Raw genomic sequence first — 22,432 nt, 5'->3', positions numbered from 1 at the left:
ATCTTCTTATTTCCTCTTTTATTTTTATATCTTTCAATACGGTATGTGAAATTATAATCATTTACAAAAATAAAAATACTTGAGATAGTATTTTTATTTTTGTAAATAATCTTTCATTATATAGTACAATACAGGAATTAAAACACTCACTATAAAAAATGAAAATAAAGCAATAGTATATCCGTCTTTATTTAATATAAAACAAAGTGAAATAGCAATGATAAAAATCGGAAATACAAGACGAACTTTTTCCTTCACTTCTTCTGTCGTATCTGTATGATGAAAATAACGCGTAATTCCTATCATGAGAGAAGACAAAATAATAACCGATAATAGTAAAGGTCCTGGCATTCCGATCTCCCCTTTCTCTATCCCTTATTATATACAAACTAATGATTTGTTAAAAGTTTGATAATTCAGCACTTATGACACCATGCGACTTATATATTACATTTTCTTACATAAAAATCATTCAACATCATAACATATTTTTTTTTCACACTACAAACTATCATGATTGCTGTTGTAATATTCCGCTTCCTACATTGAAATCCTGCAAATGTTACTCGTCAAAATATGCAAGACATAAAAAACCTAACATTTTGTTTAAACAATGAGACACTTTATCCCGCTATTTTAGGGCAGTAAGACTCCCACCTCAAGATTCAGACAGAAGCAAGGAAGATAGATCTGCCCGTAGCACCCGCTTGGTGAGGGCTCATAATCGGTGTGGGATGAAGAAAACCCCCATTGATTAAAGTTTCACTTTATTTTCTTTCATTTCGCGTTTTCAAAATTGGCACATTCCTTGCAATGTACAATAAATTATAAAGGATATTTTAGCTTTTATCGAGAAATAAGAAAATGAGAATATTTGTAGAGGAGGATTTAAAATGACTGAAAATGTTTTATTTTCCATTGGTGATCATGGTGTCGCAACCATTACGTTAAACCGTCCCAAAGCACTTAACTCCTTATCGTATGATATGTTAAAATCAATTGGGCAAAAGCTAAAAGAATGGGAAACAAATAATCAAATTGCATTGATTGTCTTAAAAGGTGCTGGATCAAAAGGTTTTTGTGCGGGTGGTGATATTAAAACGTTATATGAAGCTCGTTCAAATGAGGCTGCATTACAACATGCCGAAAAATTCTTTGAAGAGGAATACGACATAGATACTTACATATATCGTTATCCTAAACCAATTATCGCTTGTTTAGATGGAATTGTCATGGGTGGTGGCGTTGGTCTAACAAATGGAGCAACATATCGAATTGTTACCGAACATACAAAATGGGCAATGCCTGAGATGAATATTGGATTTTTCCCTGATGTTGGGGCTGCTTATTTCTTAAATCAAGCACCGGGACACACTGGTCGTTACGTTGCTTTAACAGCTGCCGTCTTAAAAGCTGCTGATGTATTGTATATAAATGCTGCTGATTATTATATGACAACCGAATCTTTATCTGCTTTCTTAACAGAAATCGAAAATATAAATTGGAATATACAAGATGTACATACTACATTAAAGAAAATTATTCTTACCTTCGCAAGTACACCTAATGCAGAAAGTACGCTTGCTTCTATATTAGAAAATATCAATACCCACTTTTCCTTCCATTCAATTGAAGAAATTATCGACTCATTAGAAAAAGATGGTGGAACATTTGCTTTACAAACAAAAGAAACATTATTATCAAAGTCTCCATTCTCATTAAAAGTAACATTAAAGCAACTGAGTGAAGGAAGAAATAAATCGATAGAAGAATGCTTTGCAACTGACCTTATACTAGCTAAAAATTTCATGCGCCACGATGATTTCTTTGAAGGTGTTCGTTCCGTTGTTATCGATAAAGACCAAAATCCGCAGTATAAATATAAAAAATTGAGTGATGTTTCAGATGAAGATGTAAACCGTTTCTTTCACCTTCTACATGTATGATGAAGAAGCTAGATAAACGGCAGATTTGCTGCCGGCATCTAGCTTCTTATTCTTTATTTCAGACAATTCAGTTTTTCTTATTCATTTATCTCGCTATTTTAGGACAGCCCGATTGGTGAGGCTTCATAATCAGTGGAGGATGAAGAAACTCTTCACTGATTAAAGTTTCACTTTATGTTAAACTATTGTTAACCTAAATTTCATACAATACAAAAAAGAAAGGTAGATGATCATGGAGAACTATTTTCTGTTTATTATTATGTCCATTTGTCTTATTATTTTACCTGGACCTGACACCGCAATGGCGACAAAAAATACGCTTACTTCAGGAAAAATAGGAGGCGTTAAAACAGTTTTCGGCACATGTATCGCTCTTTTCATTCATACGCTCGCTGCTGTAATTGGACTTTCTGCAATTATCGTAAAATCTGCTTTCTTATTTTCCATTTTTAAATATGGCGGTGCCCTTTACCTCGTCTATTTAGGTATAAAAGCACTTTTATCTTTAAAAGACAAAAACAATATAGATGTAAATGAACACTCTATACACCATGCAAATAAAAACAGTTCTTGCTTTCGTCAAGGTTTTCTTACTAACCTTTTAAATCCGAAAGTCGCTGTTTTCTTTTTAACCTTTTTACCACAATTTTTAAATCCGAATTATAATACACTTGTTCAACTTTTCATTATGGGGCTTACTTATCTAGTTTTAACAGTAATCTGGTTTAGCTTCTATATCTTCTTAATTGACAAAATCAGTACTTTCATGAAAAAACCTACTACTCAAAAATATGTTCAAGGACTTACTGGCATTGTACTAATTGGATTTGGTATCAAACTAGCTTTTGAAAAAAGCAACTAAAAAAAGGGTGAGTTGCAAATAAAACTCACCCTTTTGATAATACTTGATATGGAAATAGGATTTCCATATCAAGTAAACCTTTAAAGTTATAGTTTGTTATATTATAGCTTATTTTTCATCCTTAATAATAAATTGTTCAACTATTTTTTCTAAATCCTCCACTTTCTTTTTCATATCACCAGAATTAGCGGAAATTTTCGGATTGATATTACTTGTTTTTGAATTAACTGTCTCGTTTGTCCTGTTCCTTCAAATACTTGCGTTTAATTTTCAGAAACTTCAGATGGATACACATTTACTTCTTCTGTTGCAGCTGATATTTCCTCTGCTGCAACAGACACTGCTTGAATTTGACTTGTAATTCTATTGATATCCTCCATAGCTCGTTCTGCTGTAAGAGCAGATTCTTTTCCTTCTACAGCTTTCTCTGTACCTCTTTTCATAACGAGAACTGTATGTTGCGTATCTTGTTGGAGCGATTGTATCAAATGATTAATTTCTTTGGCAGATTCCTTAAACTGTTCATCCTTTGACGTATAAGAAGTACGTATTGTTAAATTACCTGTAGCAACTTGCCCCATGTCTCTTTGTAATAATGCGATTGGTTTACTAATTGCTTTTCTAATCATATAATCGATCCCAACAAGACATATAATTGTAAGAACTGAAATAGTAATAAACGTTAATACTGTATTTTTCACATACCATATATTACATACTTACCCGTTCTCACATTAAAACCAGCGCTCTGTGACAACTTTTTTACGTGTATAAAATTGAACACCATCTTTTCCATTCGTTCCAAGATCGCCATAGAAAGATGCCTTATTTCCTGCAAAGGCAAAGAATGCCATTGGTGCTGGAACGTTAACATTTACACCAATCATTCCAGCATCGATATGATCACGGAATGTTTGTGCGTGTTTACCACTTGAAGTATAAATGACTGCGCCATTAGCAAATTTAGATTGATTTGTTAGTTGAATCCCTTCCTCTAAATCTCTTACTCTAACAATACTTAATACTGGAGCAAAGATTTCATCTTGCCAAATTTTCATATTTTGATTTACTCCATCAAAAATGGTCGCCCCAACAAAATATCCACCCTCAACATCTTCTTTTATTTGACGGCCATCTACTAATAAGCTTGCTCCATCTGCTACACCGCTATTAATATAACCGATAACACGTTCTTTATGAGATTCGCGAATTAATGGCCCTACATAATTCTCTTCATGGAAGCCGTCTCCTACTTTTAATTTACGCGTTTCGGATACAAGAGCATCGATAAATTCATCCGCAATTTCATCTAAAACAGCTACAACAGAGCATGCCATGCACCGCTCTCCACTACTTCCAAACGCTGATCCAATGACACCTTGCACTGTCTTTTCAAGGTTGCAATCCGGCATAACAATTGCATGATTTTTTGCACCTGCAAGCGCTTGTACTCGCTTTCCATATTTTGTTCCTGTTTCATATACATAACGAGCCACTGGCTCAGATCCGACAAAGGAAACAGCTTGAATCTCCTTATTCTCAAGAATACTATTTACAACTTCTTTTCCACCTTGCACTAAATTTAATACACCCTTCGGAAAACCAGCTTCATAAAATAATTCTACAAGTCTTTCTGCTAAAAGCGGTGTTCTCTCAGATGTTTTTAATACGAATGTATTCCCACAAGCAATTGCTAGCGGAAACATCCATAATGGAATCATCATTGGGAAGTTAAATGGAGTAATACCAGCAACAACTCCAAGAGGATAGCGCCAAATTGAGCCGTCAATACCACCTGCAATATTCGGAAGCGCTTGTCCCATCATTAAATTTGGAGCTGATGTTGCCAGTTCTACTGCTTCAATTCCTCTTTGTACTTCACCACTTGCATCTTTCAATGTTTTTCCATTTTCTAATGTAATAATTTTCGAAAGCTCATCTTTATTTTCTTGCAAAAGTTGTAGATATTTATATAGCATTCTTGAACGGTTTGGAACGGGTACTTTTGACCATGTCTCATACGCATTTTTCGCAGCCTCTACCGCGCGCTCTACATCTTCTTTTGGAGAAAGAGGAACATATGCAATAATTTTTCCTGTTGCAGGATTTGGAACAGCCTCTACTTCTGTACCTGTAGATTCTACCCATTCACCGTTAATATGATTCTTCACTCGTTTAATTTCTGTTGTAATCATTTTATTCGCTCCTTTTTATTTTTTATTGACGATCATTCGTTTATTATTTATGGCTTGAAATGAATTGTTCACTGATCTTTTTGTATAAAGCAGCCATATCTTTCTCGCCATAACCAGCTTTACTGGTTTCATCATATAAGTCGAGAAGCATTTCACTTATCGGTAAGTGAATCTCACTTTCTTTCGCTAAATCGACTGCAAATCCTAAATCTTTCTTTAATAGATTGACAGTAAATCCTGGCTCATAATTTTCTGGAGCAATAAAGCTTTTATAATTTCGTTCATAAATTCTACTTTGACCATAACTTACATTTAAAATATCAAACATTTTATCTAAATCCACATGATTCTTCTTAGCTAGTATCAGAGCTTCACTAACCCCTGCCGTATAAAAACCAATTAGTAAATTATTAATTAGTTTTACTGTTGTACCGCTATCAATTTGTTCACCCACATGGAAAATATTCGCTCCTAATACTTTCATTACAGGCAACGCTTTTTCATAGACTTCTTTTGAACCACCAACCATAAAGGTTAATGTACGATTCTCCGCGCCAATTACCCCTCCGCTAACTGGTGCAGCTAAAAAGTCTACTTTGTTCTCATTTGCAAATTCTGCTATTTTCTTATTTAGTTGCGGTGCTACTGTACTTGTATCAATGAGTATGATATTTGGATGACTATTCTCAATTAAGCCTTCTTTTCCAAAATAAACAGCTTCAACAGCTCGTGAAGATGGTAAACTTGTAAAAACCAAATCGCACGTTTCTGCTAGTTTTGCAATGGATAAACCGATCATTCCGCCTTCTTTTTCAAAGGAAGCCTCGGCATCTTTATTTAAATCGACACCATAAACCATATAGTCAGATTTCACTAAATTTTTAGACATCGGAAGCCCCATATTCCCTAAACCGATGAAACCAATCTTTTTCATAACAATCTTCCTCCCATTTCATCCACTTTCACTATAAACTCTCTCTTACACTGTGCCCTTACACCACATATTTCCCTCGATTTATAATTGCTTTTGCAATCTCTCTCTTTTTCAGAAATAAATTCGTATATAGAGGCACAGACTGTTGACGAATTTCGTCTAGAATGGAATTCCTTGTTTCTTCTTCTGTTATTGCTGCAGAAAGAAGTATAGTTGCAGCTGATTCTACTTTGCGGTATCCTTCTTCACAAAGTACATCTGTTATGAGCTGTTTTACACGCTCTTTTTCTTCTCTATTTTTACTTACTGCTTTTTTCGTACGTAAAAATGCTGATTCCATTACGTAAACATCTTTCAACATATCTGCGATTACACGTGAATATTCTTGTTCTTGTTCCAGTTTTATGTCAGGAGTTTGAGATAACGTTTTCAAAGATTGTTTCAACAATTGTTTGGACAATAAAATATAGCGATGATTTCTTTCTAAGTTTTCAAACCGTTCTCCTTGTACTTCATGATCCATTTCGTTTAACTGTTTCATTAACATTTTCGCAACTGTTAATCGATTAATTTCATTCGTCCCTTCAAATATGCGACTAATTCTAGCATCACGGTATAAGCGTTCCACTTCATATTCTTGCATATAACCGTAACCACCGTGAATTTGTACAGCTTCATCGACGATATAGCCAAGCGTTTCTGAAGCATTTACTTTATTGAGTGCACACTCTATTGCAAATTGAGACATTTTTCGCATGATGTTGTCATCATTCTCATCAACTGCTTTATCAATTATACCTGCTGTTCGGTAAGCTGCACTTTCCGCACCATATGTAGCAATCGTCATATTTGCGATTTTTTCTTGAATCATTGTGAAGTCAACGAGTTCAGTTTGGAACTGTTTACGTTCTTTTCCATATTGTACAGATAAGCCGATTGCTTGTTTGGCTGTTCCGATGTTTCCAAAAGCAAGTTTCAATCTCGCAAAATTCAAAATATTAAGAGCTACATGATGTCCCTTTCCAACTTCACCCAATACATTTTTTGCTGGAATCACTACATCTTCTAAAATGAGCGTTGCTGTTGAAGAACCTTTAATACCCATCTTTTTTTCCTCTACTCCAAGTGAAACCCCTTCACATGTTCTTTCGACAATAAATGCTGTCATTCCTTCATTTGTTTTCGCAAAAACAACGTATACATCAGCCATATGTGCATTTGTAATCCATTGCTTTTCACCATTTAATGTCCATTCGGTTCCATCTTCATTTAAAACGGCACTTGTTTTTGCGCTTAAAGCATCTGACCCAGCGTTTGGTTCTGTTAAAGCGTATGCACCAATCCATTCACCTGATGCAATTTTGGACAAATATTTTTCCTTTTGTTCAACTGTCCCATAATATATATACGGCAGTGTTCCTACTCCTGCATGAATATTAAAAGAAACGCTAAATGCACCTGCATATCCCATTTTCTCTGCTACAAGTCCCGAAACTACTTTCCCTAGTTCAAATCCACCATATTCTTCAGGAACTTCTATACTAAGTAGTCCCAGCTCACCAGCTTTTTTAAATAAACTGCGCGAAATTTCATAATTGTGTTGTTCAATGTTTTCAATTTGCGGTGCAATTTCTTGTTTTACAAATTGTTCTGTCGTTTTTGCGATTAATTCTTCGTCACCTGAAAAGTCTTCCGGCGTAAAAAAGAATGTATGAACTTCCTTATTCAACGAAAAAAAATCATCCCATTGCAGCTTTGTTTTCTCCATCTATATCCTCCTATCATTTCAATCTTCATTTTATTTACAGGCAAAAAGTATGCCAAGTTAAAAACGCTGTGCAACATGATAACAATGAATAGAAAATGTAAAACGGTCTAAACAATTTGATATAGTTTCTGTAAATGTTCTTCAACAATAAAAGGCGATGAGCTTCCACATCAAGCAGTTGTGTTTGCCAAAGATGTATTATCATCGCCTTTTCTTTTTTGTTATTGATCTTCAGATAAAACGGTCTTCGCAATTCCGTTATCTAATTCTTCAAAATCATGATATGAAATTGTTTCATATAGTTCACTTCTTGTCTGCATATTTGATAGTCCTTCTTTTTGCGAGCCCGTTTCTTTAATAAGTGTAAATATACGCTCATATGCTTTTGCTGCGACGCGAAGTGATGTAACGGGATAAATGACCATTTGGAATCCCATATTAGCAAATTCTTCTGCACTATAATACGGCGTTTTCCCAAATTCAGTCATATTTGCAAGTAACGGAACGTTCACTTTACTGTTAAATAACCGAAATTCTTCTTCCGATTGAAGTGCTTCTGGAAAAATAGCATCTGCTCCTGCTTCGACATAAGCAATCGCTCTTTCAATTGCTGCATCCAATCCTTCTACAGCTCGAGCATCCGTACGTGCTACGATAACAAGTGATGGTGCTACTTCTTTAATTACCTTAATTTTTTGTATCAACTCTTCAGTTGTAACAAGTTTTTTCCCATTTAAATGTCCACATTTTTTCGGCAGTTGTTGATCTTCAATTTGAACAGCAGCAACATTTGCTTCTACCATCTCTACAGCCGTACGCGCTACATTGAGCACACCGCCAAATCCTGTATCAATATCAACAAGAAGAGGTAAATCTGTCGCTCTAACAAGATCTCTTGCTCTTTCAGCTACTTCCGTAGATGTCACGATCCCCAAGTCTGGCAATCCTTTGCTTGCTGTATAAGCAGCTCCCGATAAATAAAGTGCAGAAAAACCAGTTTCTTTTGCTACGAGAGCAGCCATTGCGTCATGTGCACCAGGAATTTGTAAAATTTCAGGCGCTTCTACTAAAGCCCGGAATCGATTCGCAAGCTCTTCTTGTGTTGATTGTTTGTTCACAACCCAAGCCATCCTTATTCCCCCTATATTAAGAAAAGATCTACAAATTCATTTACATTCATATTTTCTAATTTTTCTTCATTCAAACATACTTCATGTATTTTTTCTTGTTGCTTATTAGAGTAATGACCAGCGATATTGGCAGAAAACTTCTGTATAATCTTTGGAATCGCTTCATCACGACGGAAACGGTGTCCTAGTGGATATTCACATTCAACATTTTCTGTCGCTGTACCATCTTTAAAATGAACTTGTACAGCATTGGCGATTGAGCGCTTGTTCGGATCAAGGTAATCCAAACTATATTGTTTATTTTCTACAACAACCATCTTATTTCGTAATTCATCTACACGAGGATTAGAAGCTGCTTCATCCTCATAATCATCCGCAACGATATCCCCTTTTAATAAGCCAATTGCAGTAATATATTGCAAGCAATGATCGCGATCAGCTGGGTTATTTAATGGTCCTTCTTTATCAATAATGCGAATTGCTGACTCATGTGTCGTAATCGTAATACGATCAATTTCATCTAATCGACCCTTCACTTCTGGATGTAATTTCACTGCACATTCAGCTGCAGTTTGCGCATGGAATTCTGCTGGATAGGATACTTTAAATAATACATTTTCCATGACATAAGAATCTAACGATCTTGCTAGTTTTAACTCTTGTTTATTAAATAGTACATCTTGGAATCCCCATCCTGGTGCAGATAATGCTGTTGGATATCCCATCTCTCCTTTTAATGCAGTAAGAGCAAGGTGAACACCGCGACTCGTTGCATCCCCAGCTGCCCAAGACTTACGAGAACCTGTATTTGGAGCGTGACGATATGTACGAAGGCTAGAATTATCAATCCATGCGTGAGAAAGTGCGTTAAAGATTTCCTCGCGTGTACCACCAAGCATTTTCGTAACAACGGCCGTTGTTGCCACTTTTACATATAAGACATGATCTAGACCGACGCGATTTAAGCTATTTTCTAATGCAAGGACACCTTGAATCTCATGAGCTTTAATCATCATTTCCAGTATATCTTTTACTTTTAAAGGTTCTTTTCCTTCCGAAATGCGAACGCGACTCATATAATCTGCAACAGCTAAAATGCCTCCTAAATTATCTGATGGATGTCCCCATTCTGCCGCAAGCCATGTATCGTTATAATCTAACCACCGAATCATGCATCCAATATTAAATGCACCTTTTACTGGATCTAATACATAAGATGTCCCTGGTACACGTGTGCCATTTGGTACAATCGTTCCTGGTACAACCGGTCCAAGTAATTTCGTACACTCTGGATATTGTAATGCTAAGATACCGCATCCAAGTGTATCAAGTAGCACATAACGTGCGGTGCTGAATGCTTCTACACTTGTTACCTCTTTATTTAATACATAGTCCGTAATCTCTTCTAAAATTGCATCTTTTTGTTTAATTTCATTTGTTTTAATCATGCTATCCTTCCCTTTCTGTCGAAATTTCGTTATTATTAAGGATGGGTGTCGGTCAAACACCCATCTGGCGGGCGACCTTAACAACTCCCCAGTTGTTTTTTATTTGCTAAGCACATGTCGCTCGCCAATATAATTTACACGCGGACGGAACAATCGATTATTTGCATGCTGTTCAATTACGTGTGCACATAATCCCACCGTTCTTGAACTGAAAAAAATCGGCGTATAGAGTTGAATCGGAATACCGAGCATCCAATACACTGGAGCTGCATAATAATCCAGGTTTGGATAAATTCCTTTTTCCTTCTCCATAATTGTCTCTCCAGCTTCACACATTTCGTATAATGTATAATCCCCTTTTACATCACATAATTGTTTTAAAGCCTCTTTCATCATAAGCGCTCTTGGGTCCATCTTTTTCATATAGACGCGATGTCCAAATCCCATAATTTTTTCTTTGTTATACAATTTCTTTTGGAGTAATTCTTCAAACTTCTCAACAGTACCTGCCTCTAACAACATGTACATAACAGCTTCATTCGCACCGCCATGTAAGCTTCCTTTTAAAGATGCCACAGCACCCGTTAAAGCTCCATATAAATCCGACTGCGTTGATGCGATGACACGAGCTGTGAATGTAGAATTCGGCATTTCGTGCTCACTATATAAAACTAAAGAGCGGTCAAATATCTTTTCTTCAAGTTCCGTCGGCTTCTTACCTGTTAACATATAAAAGAAATTCGCACTATATGACAATTCTTTCAATGGCTGGATAGGCTCTTTATCATTTAAAATATGATAACTATTTGCCACAATATTTGGTACTTTGCTTAATAATTTGTACCCGCGGCTTTTATTTACTTCCAATGAACGATTTTCAATATCATGATCATAACCAGCTAATGCTGATACCCCTGTACGTAATCCATCCATTGGATGCGTTTCTTTTGGTAATGCTTTTAATACATGAAATACACCATCTGGGATTTCATATTCTTCTTTTAAATTCTTTTCAAGCACCTGTTTTTCATCTGCACTTGGTAAATGTTCTTCCAATAAAAGGTGCACAATATCTAAATATTCTTTTGTCTTTGATAGTTCAATTAAGTCGTATCCTTGAATTACGATTTCACCTTTTACTGTGTCAAGAAACGATATTTTTGTCTCGGCTGCAACTACACCGTCTAATCCCGGGGAAAATTTTTCTTCAGCTCTCATTACTATTTCCTCCAATCCTAATAGATCCTCGTGCACATAATTGTAAGCCTTTACAACGATAGAGAACTATATTTCCATTCCAATGTATCAGAGTTTTTAGAAGATTTCAATTTATTTTATAACGATAAGTTTCCTGCACCTTTTCTGATGTAACACTATTGTTTTTTAAAAATAATATTTACGCTTTTTACAACAAAATATGAAATGATGCTATTTTATGTTGAAGCTAAATATATAATTTTTTAACAAAATCAGACATAACACATTAACTTGAAATAAGCACAAAAAAAACGAGTGATACAAATATGTAACTCGTTTTAAAATGTGTCTATGTTATTAAGGTTCAAATACAATTTTTATATAAATTTTTTTTATTTTTAATAAAGTTATTATTTTCTCTCATTCGTCATCATGACTTTAATAGTTTTTACTCTTCATGCACCTTTCTTATTCATATAAGAATATACTGTTATATCCTACAATTTAGGAGTGATCACTTATGTACACCTTTCCCGCAAGAATTACAGTAGCAGCTCCCATGTCCCCTTCTACACATGTCGCATCAATACATGCCGGCACTTCTGATGTTGGCGTAGCCCTTCCTACCACATGGCAGCATTATCAATCTCCTTGGGGAGCAACTCCTTCTTTTTGGCAGCATAACAATCATTCAACTAGTAGTTCAGGTTATCATTATCCGTTTCAAATTTTCTATCATTTCCCCTCTATATATTTCCAAAATTTTTATGGAACATTCAATATATGATGATTTAGATAAGGCTATACTCTATTTTCTAATCATTATGTTTAAAAATTAAAATTCAACATAAAAAACCCCTATCATGCGAATTGAACTGGATCACTGATGTGAGACAGGAATAAAACACCTCCAACTGGTCGTTATATCTACATACGACAGTGGAGGTATTTGGTCCTTGTCTCACTTTATTGGGCCACTTTAAATTTATATCGCAATTATAGGGGTTTTTTATTCATTATGACATGCTGCAATCTTTAAGAAAGTTTACACTCACTGCCCACCATTTGAGCTAGTTGTCGTTTCTCCTTGACTTCCACCACTACTTGATGGTGTATTCTCTTGACTATTTCCATTTCCGCTATTTGGCGGCGTTTGATTTCCTTGATTATTTCCGTTTCCGCTATTTGGCGGCGTTTGATTTCCTTGATTGTTTCCATTTCCGCTATTTGGCGGCGTTTGATTTCCTTGATTATTTCCGTTTCCGCTATTTGGCGGCGTTTGATTTCCTTGATTATTTCCGCTTCCACTGTTTGGTGGCGTTTGATTTCCTTGATTATTTCCGTTTTGCTTATTAGCGTCATCTTCTTGTTTTTGTTCATTTTTCTTATTCTCTTCATTTTGTTGTTCTTGCTGTTTTTTCTCTTCTTCTAACTTCTGTTGCTCTTGTTGCTTTTTCTCTTCCTCTAGTTTCTGCTGCTCTTGCTGTTTCTCTTGATCATCGTTTTGCTTTTGATCATTTGAGCTTGACTTGCTCGGATTTGGAGAAGAATCAGATTTTGCACCTTTTACTCGCAATTCACTGCCCTCTTGAATAACGCTGCTCGGCTTTTTAAATTTCGCCTTACTGGAGCCAAATTCACTCATCATTTCTTTAAAAATAAGCTGAGCAATCTTTGTATTCTTACTGCTAATATAATTTTCTTTGCTATTTTGCATATAGCCAGTCCATACTGCCATTGTATATTCTGGGGTATAACCAGCAAACCAACTGTCACGTGCAGCACTTGATGGTAAATGATATTTTGCTACGTCTTCAGCTGAATAATTTGTTGTTCCCGTCTTACCTGCAACATCTAAAGAACTTACATTTGCTGCTGTACCTGTACCTGATTGAACAACTGAACGTAACATATCGGTAATCATATATGCAGTATAATCTTCCATAACCGTTTTTGCTTTTGGTTCAAAACTTTTCGATTTTCCGTCTGGATAAACAACTTCTTTTACAAAGTGTGGTTTTATATATTTCCCACCATTACCGAATGCGGCGTATGCTCCAGCTAATTCTGTTGGTGAGGCTTCGTTACTACCAATCGCCGTTGATTCTACTGCCGCTTTATTAAATGGAATTCCTAAACTTTCTGCAAACCCTTGTGCTTTTCGTAAACCAACTTCCTTCGCTGTTTTAATCGCTGGTATGTTTCGAGATAGTTTCAATGCATCACGCATTGTCATCAAACCTTTATAAGATCGATCCGCATTTTGCACTTGTTGGCCTGTTGAATACTTATATGGCGAGTCATCTACTTGATGATATGTTGGCCATTTTAAATATTCTATTGCTGGACCGTAATCAAAAATAGGTTTCATAGTTGAACCTACAGAGCGATCTAATTCAATAGCCATATTCTTCCCTTTAAATGTAGCTTTATTTTCACCGCGACCACTGCCTATAGCACGAATTTCTCCTGTTTTTGTATCCATAAACGTGAACGCACTTTGGAATTGATCATTTGGATAAGCAATAATATTTTCATTTAACAATTTGTCTGCAAAATCTTGTGCCTTCGGATCTAACGTTGTATAAATAGATAAACCATCTGAGCCAATATTTGCATCTGGCAATTCTTGTTCTACTTCTTTTACTACTGCATCTATAAATGCAGGATACGGCATTTCTGCAATTTGTTTAGCTGGACGTAGTCCTTTTGTTACTGGCACTTTTGCTGCTTCTTCCATTTGCTCTTTAGAAATGTAACCATGTCGATTCATAAGACGAAGCACAACATTTCTTCTCTCTGTTGCCCTCTCCACATTTTGTGGTTTTGTTGGGTCATAATTGTTCGGTGCTTTTGGTAACCCTGCAAGCATTGCCACTTCTGGTAATGTTAATTCTTTCAATTCCTTACCATAATAATTTTCTGCTGCTGTTGCGATGCCGTATGAACGATTTCCTAGGTTAATTTTGTTTAAATACATCTCTAAAATTTCATGTTTGGAATATTGCTGTTCTAACTTATATGCTAAATATATCTCTTGCGCTTTCCGCTTCGGTGTTTTATCCATAGATAAAAAATAATTCTTAATTACTTGTTGCGTAATCGTACTTCCACCTTGCGAACCATAATCTCCCTTTAAGCTGACTAAAACAGCACGTGCTATCCCTTTAAAGTCAACCCCACTATGTTCATAAAACCGTGCATCTTCCGTAGCCAAAAATGCATTTTCAACTAACTTTGGTATTTGATCGTACGTTACATTTGTTCGTTTTTCTTTTCCGTATTCATATATCAACTTTTTATCTTTATCATAAATTTTTGCTGATAACGGATTAACGAGCTTTGATTTTTCTAATTTAGGGGCATCCTTTATCATAATGAAAAAGGTAGTGACTCCTCCTACAAGCGCTACAATTCCAAATATTAAACAACCAATTAAAAATTTGCGAAAAAACGACGCTTTTTCTTTTCCTTTTTCTGTTCCCTTTCTTTTTTTCACAGCTGGTTGCTTGTTCTTTTGAATTTGTCTTCGCTCTTCTCGAGAACGATAATTTTCTGACATGTTTCTTTCTCCTGCCTTTCAATTCTCTCATTGATTTACTTGAAAACAAAATTCAAACATTGCTTGCATTGATAAAGTGAAACTTTAATCAGTGGGTGCTTCATTCCCCACTGATTATGAGCCCTCACCAATCGGGCTGTTACGGGCAGTTAATCTCCTTGCTTCTCTCTGAATCTTGAGGTGGGAGTCTTACTGCCCTAAAATAGCGGGATAAACATACTATCCTCTTCAAAATAATAATTTTATCAAAAAGCAATCTAAAAGTATAACAAACTCCTATGATAGCTTATACCAATAGCAAAATGCTTTTGGAATTTTTCAATCCCTCTGTTACAATTGTTCATTTTTTGAACATAAAATATAAGAGATTACATTTCAAGTGATTCCAGTAAGCCCCCCGCATAAAATCATATACATTTTTTACATTAATCCAACATCTCCAAATAAAAACATACTCGCAAAGCAAAGGTGACATAAAAATAGCACAACAATATGAACTTCGTGTGAACTTATGAAAAAGCAAGTAGAACAACTAATATTCATACTTAATATATATCATCTATGTATTAGAATGCTACAAAATAGCATTTTTTCTCTATCTGATATTTAAATATATTTAAAGAAGGGAGCTGAACAAACGCGACTTTATATCCAGTAATTCCCCAAAAACTGAGTCGCTGCAGGTTATAATCCATCATCTATGAATTTTTTGACGCTCCAGAAAGCGTTCACAAACAATCTTATCTTCACACGAGAATTTAATATGATTGTGCATAAAAAAGGAGCGTTACGTCTTATAACGCTCTGTTTCTTACTTAAGAAAGGTATTCATAATACCATCCTCTTTCATCTAACCAAGCAGTGAATTTGTCCATTTCTGGATTGCTCATTTTCTCCGTTAATACGTACGGATTACCATTCTTTCCTTCAAAAATAATGGACGCTTTTATATTTCGTTCTACTAAAATGTCAGAAACTTCTTTAATAGCCCCTATACCTAACCCGCCTGTTTTAATTCTTCTTCTTCCATCATCCGCCAATGAAACTCCTCCTCCTACAAACCATGATAAATTTTTATTTCCTATTAAATAATTCAAATCACATTTCCCAATTCCAGGGACATCTCCTGTCTCTGTGTATTGCCATATATCACACTCATATGCAGGCTTATTTCCGCCGTAACGCGGCAACCAAAGGAAGTCTGCCTTCACTCCACTTAGTCCATACTTATTATACATATGGTGACTTACATAGAACCCAACTTTCCACCCCGCTGCTTTACACGTCTGAATAAAGGCTTGTGAAGCAGCAGCCAACTGATCTGGGCCACAACTTTTAAGTGTATCGTCTTCTACATCTAATACGAGGAACTTCGCATTTGGACTTGTTCGAGCCATAAAGTCCTTTGCTTCTACAATGGCATCTTGGACAGAAACAAAACAGCCATACGCATAAGCACCATGAGGTACACCACGCTTCTCTAAATTTGCGACATAATTTTTATACTGCTCATCTGCTGTTCTTGACCCGTATTGTACCCGACATATGGCAAGAGCAATTTGAGGAGCGGCTACATCCCAGTTAATATCACCATTCCATTTAGAAAGATCAACTATATGTTTTTCCATCCTTCTTCTCCTTTCTTAATATTCTATTCAAAATTTTATAGATGGATTGTTCCAATACCTAAGTTTTGTACTACCTTACAACATGTATATAAGTAAAACGACTTGAAATAGGTATGAATCAGTAGGAATTTCTTCATCCCTCTAAACATGAAGATTTTGTATACTTTCTATCATTTTATTTCACTTACTCGTACACATTAAAAATAAAAAAAGAGTAACGCCTTGTTACTCTACACCTACTATTCCTTTTCTCTTATAATCTTTCTCAGTTTTCACATTCATTTATACCGTATCTAACTGTCCATTTTAAAATTTTTGTTCCCAATAAAGCTTGTATGTATATTTGCCGCTACATTTCTCAAAAGAAATCTTTTTTAATATATAACATAAAATCTTCATTTTACATGCTTCTCAGTTTTTCCATTTCATTTTGTATCTTCCGAATTTGATCAAAATGTAATGTAATGGATTCATTAGTATTTCTCTTATGATTTTGCTTCACGAGCAATACACCTGTGTCATAGAAAAATGCTTCTAATCCTTCCCTTATAAAAACTTTCGTAATATGAGCTGTTTTGATGGCGGATAAAATTGCAACTTCATTAGAAAATAATTCGATCTTATTTGGGCAAAATGCTTCTTCTAGCAATGTAACTTTATACGCATGAATAAACGCAATAAGACGACTTGATTTAGGATTTGTTAAATCTACTTTTATAATAACATCATTCATATCATCAGCTCCTTTACGATTGTGTCCCGCATATATCCACTCATTTATTAATTTCATCTTATTCATAGTATAGACAGGATATCTCAAACTGCATGTTCAATCAAGAATTGTGACTTTTTCCCATTAAATTAAATCCTTTAACATTCCTATCGCCTGAATATACTTACGAACATTTCTAAAGAACAAATCATACTATACAATTAATTACTATTTATAAAGCAGGTAAAAAAATGCCTTCAGTCATAGCAGATTTAGTTGTTCAAAATAGTAATGGCTCCTTCAATTCAGGTGATTTTTATAATGTCTCGCCAAAAGAAAATACAAAAGCTGATAGTGGTTCAGGTTCTTCTAATGTGGCGGTTGTCGTTAATACTGTTAATGATGTTCGTGCAAGCAATACGTTTGATTCTGATGTAGCAGATCAAAGTCAATTTGGAACAACTTAACTTTACAATGTATACAAAGAGCTACCTCACATATCTCGCTCTGTGTCACATACATAAAAAACCCCATGAATCATTCATGGGGTTACTTGTTTAAAACCGTATAGAATTTATTTTAAATGTAATGTATACGCGCCATTTCTATTTTCATATTTATAGACATACAAATAATATTTCCCTGGTTTTGCTCTATATGTCCCTTTAATAACGTTGCCATCATTTTGACCATATGCTACATAATTTTGCAAATCAGATTTATGATAAAGAACCCATGTCATTCCAATGTTTTGTTCATTAGATGCAGAAAGTTCTATATTTTGCGGTGAACTCATGTTAAAAGTATATACATCAACTTGATCATGATCGTTCAAAATTCCCTTTATCGGCTTATTCATCTCCAAAACATTTGCTTCTGTTAGTTGATTATTTGGTTCCTGTTCTACGCTCTGTACCATTTGTTGATGCGTAGCGCCCTCTGATTCTAATTTTTCTGGATGAAACCCTAGCTTAGATAAGATTGCTTTCAAGTCAGGTAAAACTCCTATTTTATCTGTAACTGGATTTTGAGACTGTGTTCCAGTACTAGGATTACTTAAAATGTCTCTTAACTCTTCCGGTGTATACGGTTGTCCTAAATGTTCTTTGGCGATGCCTTGTAATGATGTAGCTGCCCCTGCAATAATCGGCGAAGCGCTCGATGTTCCGCTAAAGGAAGATGTATACAAGTTAGTTGCCTCTCTACTTGGTTCCGCATGCGTTGTATCTACATGTTCTCCCCATCCGTATGTATCAATTCTGCTTCCATAATTAGAAAACCATAGACGTTTATGTGGAAATGTTGATGAACTTGCTCCTACCATAATAGCACCTGAATCTTTAAAATCCGGACTATTACGATTTAAAACTTGTTTACCATCTCTGTTCCGAAATTGATCAAGATCATTCCCGCCATTGGCCCCTGCCTCGATGATGACAATTCCTTTATTTGTTCCAGCACGAATCGCATCAAATACATCTGGTTGCACTTCTACAGGTAAATATTTATTTCCATATCCATCATAAGAAGACTGTGCCTCTAGTAATAAAACATCGCCAGGTTGTAAATCATTCACAGCGCTCACGATCGCATCAGCTGTATTATAATCACCATTATTGCGTATTTGAGAGATTACTTTCACTTTTGCTTTTGGTGCAATACCTATATTACCAATCTCATTATCTACTGCGGAAACAATTCCTAATACAGAGGTTCCATGACCTACATGCTGATTTATATTTTGACCAGACATCAGTTCAATCTTTTGTTGTACTAAGTCCTCATGATTTAATAACCAGCCATATTCCATATCTACAAAGGTTGTTCCTTTTCCGTCTCCACCTTTAATACTCCATGCATAAGTCGCATTAATTCCATACGGTGCTGCTGCGAGATATCCTTGTTTTCCAAATCTAGGATCGTCATATGGATGAAGGAAAAGATGATTAAGCATTTCAGGTGGTGCTAACTGTTCTTTTTCTTGTACATACGCATCCTCTATAAGAGGAGATTTTTTTAGCTTCTTTAATACACTTTTTTCTTCTATATCATTAGGTACTTGTAACATATAATAGTTTAATAATCTAGCAGATGATTGATCATCATGCCCTGTTGCATTCTTATCGATATTTCGAATCTCATTTGGATTCAAAGATGTGAATAAACGCTGTAATGTAAATGTTGGAAATTCATCAAAAAATTCACCTAATGCTATATCCTTTTTTTCACTTATAATTCGTTTCTCAATTCCATCTTCATAAGGGAATTGATTATCATTTTTCAACTTTATAATCAGTCGCTTTTCATTCACTTTTACTTGTTGATCTGCATAATACTTTTCACTCGCATACACTGTATTTTCAATCTTTCCAAATCCTACTCCCTCTACTCCTGTACAAATTGTAAGTGCAACTGTAGAAAGAAATATTCCTTTTAAAACCGTTCTCATTGTATCCTCTACCTTCTTTTATTTATTATATATAAATATATTGATGTAAAAATTATAATGAACAACCTATTAAACTACAATCTATTTTTATATGCAATTCTTCATATGCATTTTTTCATTGTATAACAATAAAGTTTAATCTTTTTTTCGCTTTCTTCCAGACATCTCATTTGTTGTGTCACTTCTACACTTTGACTATTTTTTGAAGCATTTTGAATCTACAATACGTACTTTTCACTCATAAAAATATCATAACTAACCCATACTATATAGAAAAAGGATGTATATACGATGAAGATTTTTCTAAAATACACTACGTTATGTATAGGATTCATTATAGGTGGGATACTGGTTCTCTCTTTCTTATTCTTATAAATATACAGCCTTACATCGAACTGCTTGAAGATATATTCAAATACATATTTTCAAAAAGCTGTATAATAATTAAAATTTTGAGCATTATATAAATAAGCTGTAAAACAGCTATAGTCGATTTTGTGAGTACCTAATCTTTTTTCTCCCTTTCCCTGGGGCCAAGCAGCTAGCGATCAACTAGCTGCTTTTCATTTATAAAAATACATTGATACATATGCTAGATACACATCTATAAGAAAAAATAGCCGCTATTTTTGTTCGCAAAATCATAAAATCTATATATTGATTTTTAATGTTAATATGTTAAAATTTTAATGTCCAAACCGCATTATTTTTGCAGTTTTATCCTCTAGAAGTCCTAGCTTGACAATAGCTAGGACTTTCTATATTCAATCTAATAGAAGTTTTCTTCATTCCATATTTTCTAAAGTCCACAGCAGATTAACTAATCATTCTCCTTATTCGCTTCCAATCATACACTGATTTCATATGAGTGATACTAGCCTTTTGCAACAAGCGGATTCTTCTTCAGGTTTACATTTGCGATTGTATTTGCCAGCAAAATTTGCCCCGCATTAACGGGCAGTAAGACTCCCTCCTCATAAGGTAGTTCAATTCAGAAATGAATAAGATTGTTCAAAAGCATAAATCATAACATAGCTCCTTTTACTGGAGTCCTCCTTCTACCTATATTCCTTACTTTTCTCTAAGTCAATCTCGCTGTCCGTTAACACCGGAAAAAATGATGTAAAGAACCTTATTTCTCGTCCATACAGAATGACAATTTTCTTAAATAAGATGGCTCCTCTTTACAATCTCCTATTGAATTTTATAATATTAAAATGTAATATTATATTGTCTTACTATCTATTTATTAACTCACACACTAACTAGAAAAGGAATCCGAATTGGATTCCTTTTCTATATAACAAATGCTACGTTATGATTTATTAAACATATTTACCAACTATTGATCCATTTTCTCGGCATCATGCTGTTTTTATTTTTAGTGTCAATCATTATACTTATCTCGCTACCCTTACAATCGATAAACGTTATTTCTTCTTTATCCTCCATCACAATCCCTCCTTCTCATTACGCTATAAACATTTTAGTTACAAATGAGAAAAAAGGAACGTTGTACCACTAAATTTCCATGTATCTGTTACATCCTCCAAAGCAATAGTGATCGTGCAAATACTTCTATAGTCAGTCACCTATTTCACCTTCATTAATACCCTATATATTATTGTATTGCATATAGGGGGATAAAACGTGATGATACTTTATGATAAAGAGATGTTACAAGAAAATCGTGCTAATGTCCCGAAGTGGCAGCAAGACGTATTTCATTCTTTTGTCCTTAAAATGACAAACACACACCAGCCTTTTCCTTGTATTCCTGCACAGAAAGGCTTTTTATTTAATCATTTGCGATATGGATTTATTGGTGATCCTAGAAAAGAGGCTACTAGTAAAGAGCTGGCTCATTTACTAAAAGCATACGTAAAACAATCTAAGGATTTAGGTAATTATACTTCTCTTATTGTTTTTATTGAAACCCCAACAAAAATTCTTACAAAAGCTACAGTGACAGACTATGAAAATTGGTATTGGTCTCTTCTTAACCAAACAAGTAAATTAGATGAAAAAGAATGGCCTGAACATGTTCCAAGCGATCCTATGAAGAACACGTGGGAATTTTGCTTTCATGAAGAACCATATTTTGTTTACTGCGCTACTCCCGCTCATGTTAAAAGACAAAGTAGATATTTCCCATGTATGATGCTTGCCATTACCCCAAGGTGGGTATTACAAGAAATAATGAAATCGAAAAAGCTAAGCGAAAAGCTGAAACAAGCGATTCGAAAACGTTTACACTCTTATGATACAGCTCCAATCCATCCTTCTCTTAAATGGTATGGTGAAAAAGAAAACTATGAATGGCAGCAATATTTTTTACGTGATGATGAAACAATTCCATCAAAATGTCCCTTTTCGAGAGCCATGAAGTATTTAAATAACAATAAGTCATAATGAATCTCATCATATAGGAAGAAAATTTCTGTCGGAAAATTATATGTGAAAGAAGTGAAAAACCAGATTGTATCGTTTGTTTGTGATACAATCTGGTTTTTTTGACATATTATTTAGTTGTACAAACATACATAACCGAATACCAATAAGTATACATAAAATTCAGCAATCCGAGATGGAAGGAGCTTG

The 22,432-nt window shown here is 34.9% G+C and carries 17 protein-coding genes; 5 read left to right on the top strand and 12 right to left on the bottom strand.

Annotated features, from left to right (window positions below):
* Positions 1–93 precede the first annotated feature (93 nt).
* The gene (locus MR059_RS05930) at positions 94–351 is read right to left on the bottom strand and encodes a hypothetical protein (RefSeq protein WP_012094224.1); all 258 of its coding nucleotides are present in this window, start codon (positions 349–351) and stop codon (positions 94–96) included.
* A gap of 542 nt (positions 352–893) precedes the next feature.
* Here MR059_RS05930 and MR059_RS05925 point away from each other — a divergent pair.
* Together MR059_RS05925 and MR059_RS05920 are read left to right on the top strand one after the other, a co-directional pair.
* Complete coding sequence (locus tag MR059_RS05925) at positions 894–1,946, top strand: enoyl-CoA hydratase/isomerase family protein (RefSeq protein WP_012094223.1); 1,053 nt, start codon at positions 894–896, stop codon at positions 1,944–1,946.
* Positions 1,947–2,175: 229 nt separating this feature from the next.
* Positions 2,176–2,808, top strand: a complete 633-nt coding sequence (locus MR059_RS05920; protein WP_048723097.1) for a LysE family translocator — start codon at positions 2,176–2,178, stop codon at positions 2,806–2,808.
* 263 nt (positions 2,809–3,071) lie between these two features.
* Here the strand turns inward: MR059_RS05920 and MR059_RS05915 are convergent, their stop codons facing one another.
* From MR059_RS05915 to mmgD, 7 genes are all read right to left on the bottom strand, one after another.
* Positions 3,072–3,437 carry a HAMP domain-containing protein gene (locus MR059_RS05915; RefSeq protein ID WP_012094221.1) on the bottom strand — a complete coding sequence of 122 codons (366 nt, stop codon included), beginning with the start codon at positions 3,435–3,437 and terminating at the stop codon, positions 3,072–3,074.
* A gap of 105 nt (positions 3,438–3,542) precedes the next feature.
* Positions 3,543–5,003: a CoA-acylating methylmalonate-semialdehyde dehydrogenase gene (locus tag MR059_RS05910; RefSeq protein WP_012094220.1), complete on the bottom strand. Its 1,461-nt coding sequence runs from the start codon at positions 5,001–5,003 to the stop codon at positions 3,543–3,545.
* Between the two features lie 43 nt (positions 5,004–5,046).
* Complete coding sequence (locus MR059_RS05905; RefSeq protein ID WP_308806025.1) at positions 5,047–5,943, bottom strand: NAD(P)-dependent oxidoreductase; 897 nt, start codon at positions 5,941–5,943, stop codon at positions 5,047–5,049.
* A 52-nt stretch (positions 5,944–5,995) separates the two neighbouring features.
* Entirely contained in the window at positions 5,996–7,705 is a 1,710-nt protein-coding gene (locus tag MR059_RS05900) for an acyl-CoA dehydrogenase family protein (RefSeq protein WP_012094218.1), read from the bottom strand.
* Positions 7,706–7,926: 221 nt separating this feature from the next.
* Complete coding sequence (gene prpB / locus MR059_RS05895; protein WP_012094217.1) at positions 7,927–8,835, bottom strand: methylisocitrate lyase; 909 nt, start codon at positions 8,833–8,835, stop codon at positions 7,927–7,929.
* 11 nt (positions 8,836–8,846) lie between these two features.
* Positions 8,847–10,283 carry a 2-methylcitrate dehydratase gene (gene prpD, locus MR059_RS05890; RefSeq protein ID WP_012094216.1) on the bottom strand — a complete coding sequence of 479 codons (1,437 nt, stop codon included), beginning with the start codon at positions 10,281–10,283 and terminating at the stop codon, positions 8,847–8,849.
* A 99-nt stretch (positions 10,284–10,382) separates the two neighbouring features.
* Positions 10,383–11,501, bottom strand: coding sequence for a citrate synthase (gene mmgD / locus MR059_RS05885; protein ID WP_012094215.1), 1,119 nt, complete (start codon positions 11,499–11,501; stop codon positions 10,383–10,385).
* A 499-nt stretch (positions 11,502–12,000) separates the two neighbouring features.
* Between mmgD and MR059_RS05880 the strand changes: the two genes are divergently transcribed.
* Positions 12,001–12,267 carry a hypothetical protein gene (locus MR059_RS05880; RefSeq protein ID WP_012094214.1) on the top strand — a complete coding sequence of 89 codons (267 nt, stop codon included), beginning with the start codon at positions 12,001–12,003 and terminating at the stop codon, positions 12,265–12,267.
* A 264-nt stretch (positions 12,268–12,531) separates the two neighbouring features.
* Here the strand turns inward: MR059_RS05880 and MR059_RS05875 are convergent, their stop codons facing one another.
* The 3 genes from MR059_RS05875 to MR059_RS05865 form a co-directional block, all read right to left on the bottom strand.
* Positions 12,532–15,042 (bottom strand): transglycosylase domain-containing protein, encoded by a 2,511-nt coding sequence (locus tag MR059_RS05875; protein ID WP_012094213.1) that lies wholly within the window; start codon positions 15,040–15,042, stop codon positions 12,532–12,534.
* A gap of 815 nt (positions 15,043–15,857) precedes the next feature.
* Positions 15,858–16,670 (bottom strand): GH25 family lysozyme, encoded by an 813-nt coding sequence (locus tag MR059_RS05870; RefSeq protein ID WP_012094212.1) that lies wholly within the window; start codon positions 16,668–16,670, stop codon positions 15,858–15,860.
* Between the two features lie 400 nt (positions 16,671–17,070).
* Positions 17,071–17,403, bottom strand: a complete 333-nt coding sequence (locus MR059_RS05865; RefSeq protein ID WP_041809706.1) for a hypothetical protein — start codon at positions 17,401–17,403, stop codon at positions 17,071–17,073.
* A gap of 230 nt (positions 17,404–17,633) precedes the next feature.
* Between MR059_RS05865 and MR059_RS05860 the strand changes: the two genes are divergently transcribed.
* Complete coding sequence (locus MR059_RS05860) at positions 17,634–17,849, top strand: spore germination protein (protein WP_012094210.1); 216 nt, start codon at positions 17,634–17,636, stop codon at positions 17,847–17,849.
* 107 nt (positions 17,850–17,956) lie between these two features.
* Here the strand turns inward: MR059_RS05860 and MR059_RS05855 are convergent, their stop codons facing one another.
* Complete coding sequence (locus MR059_RS05855) at positions 17,957–19,831, bottom strand: S8 family peptidase (protein ID WP_053083795.1); 1,875 nt, start codon at positions 19,829–19,831, stop codon at positions 17,957–17,959.
* A 1,650-nt stretch (positions 19,832–21,481) separates the two neighbouring features.
* Between MR059_RS05855 and MR059_RS05850 the strand changes: the two genes are divergently transcribed.
* Positions 21,482–22,243 (top strand): YqcI/YcgG family protein, encoded by a 762-nt coding sequence (locus tag MR059_RS05850; RefSeq protein WP_041809703.1) that lies wholly within the window; start codon positions 21,482–21,484, stop codon positions 22,241–22,243.
* The last annotated feature ends 189 nt before the right edge of the window (positions 22,244–22,432 follow it).

Origin of the sequence: Bacillus cereus group sp. BfR-BA-01522, from assembly GCF_022662635.1 — a bacterium.
GTDB classification, from domain to species: Bacteria; Bacillota; Bacilli; order Bacillales; family Bacillaceae_G; genus Bacillus_A; species Bacillus_A cytotoxicus.
Note: the sequence above shows the minus strand (reverse complement) of the source record. Positions and strands in the feature narration are given on the sequence as shown.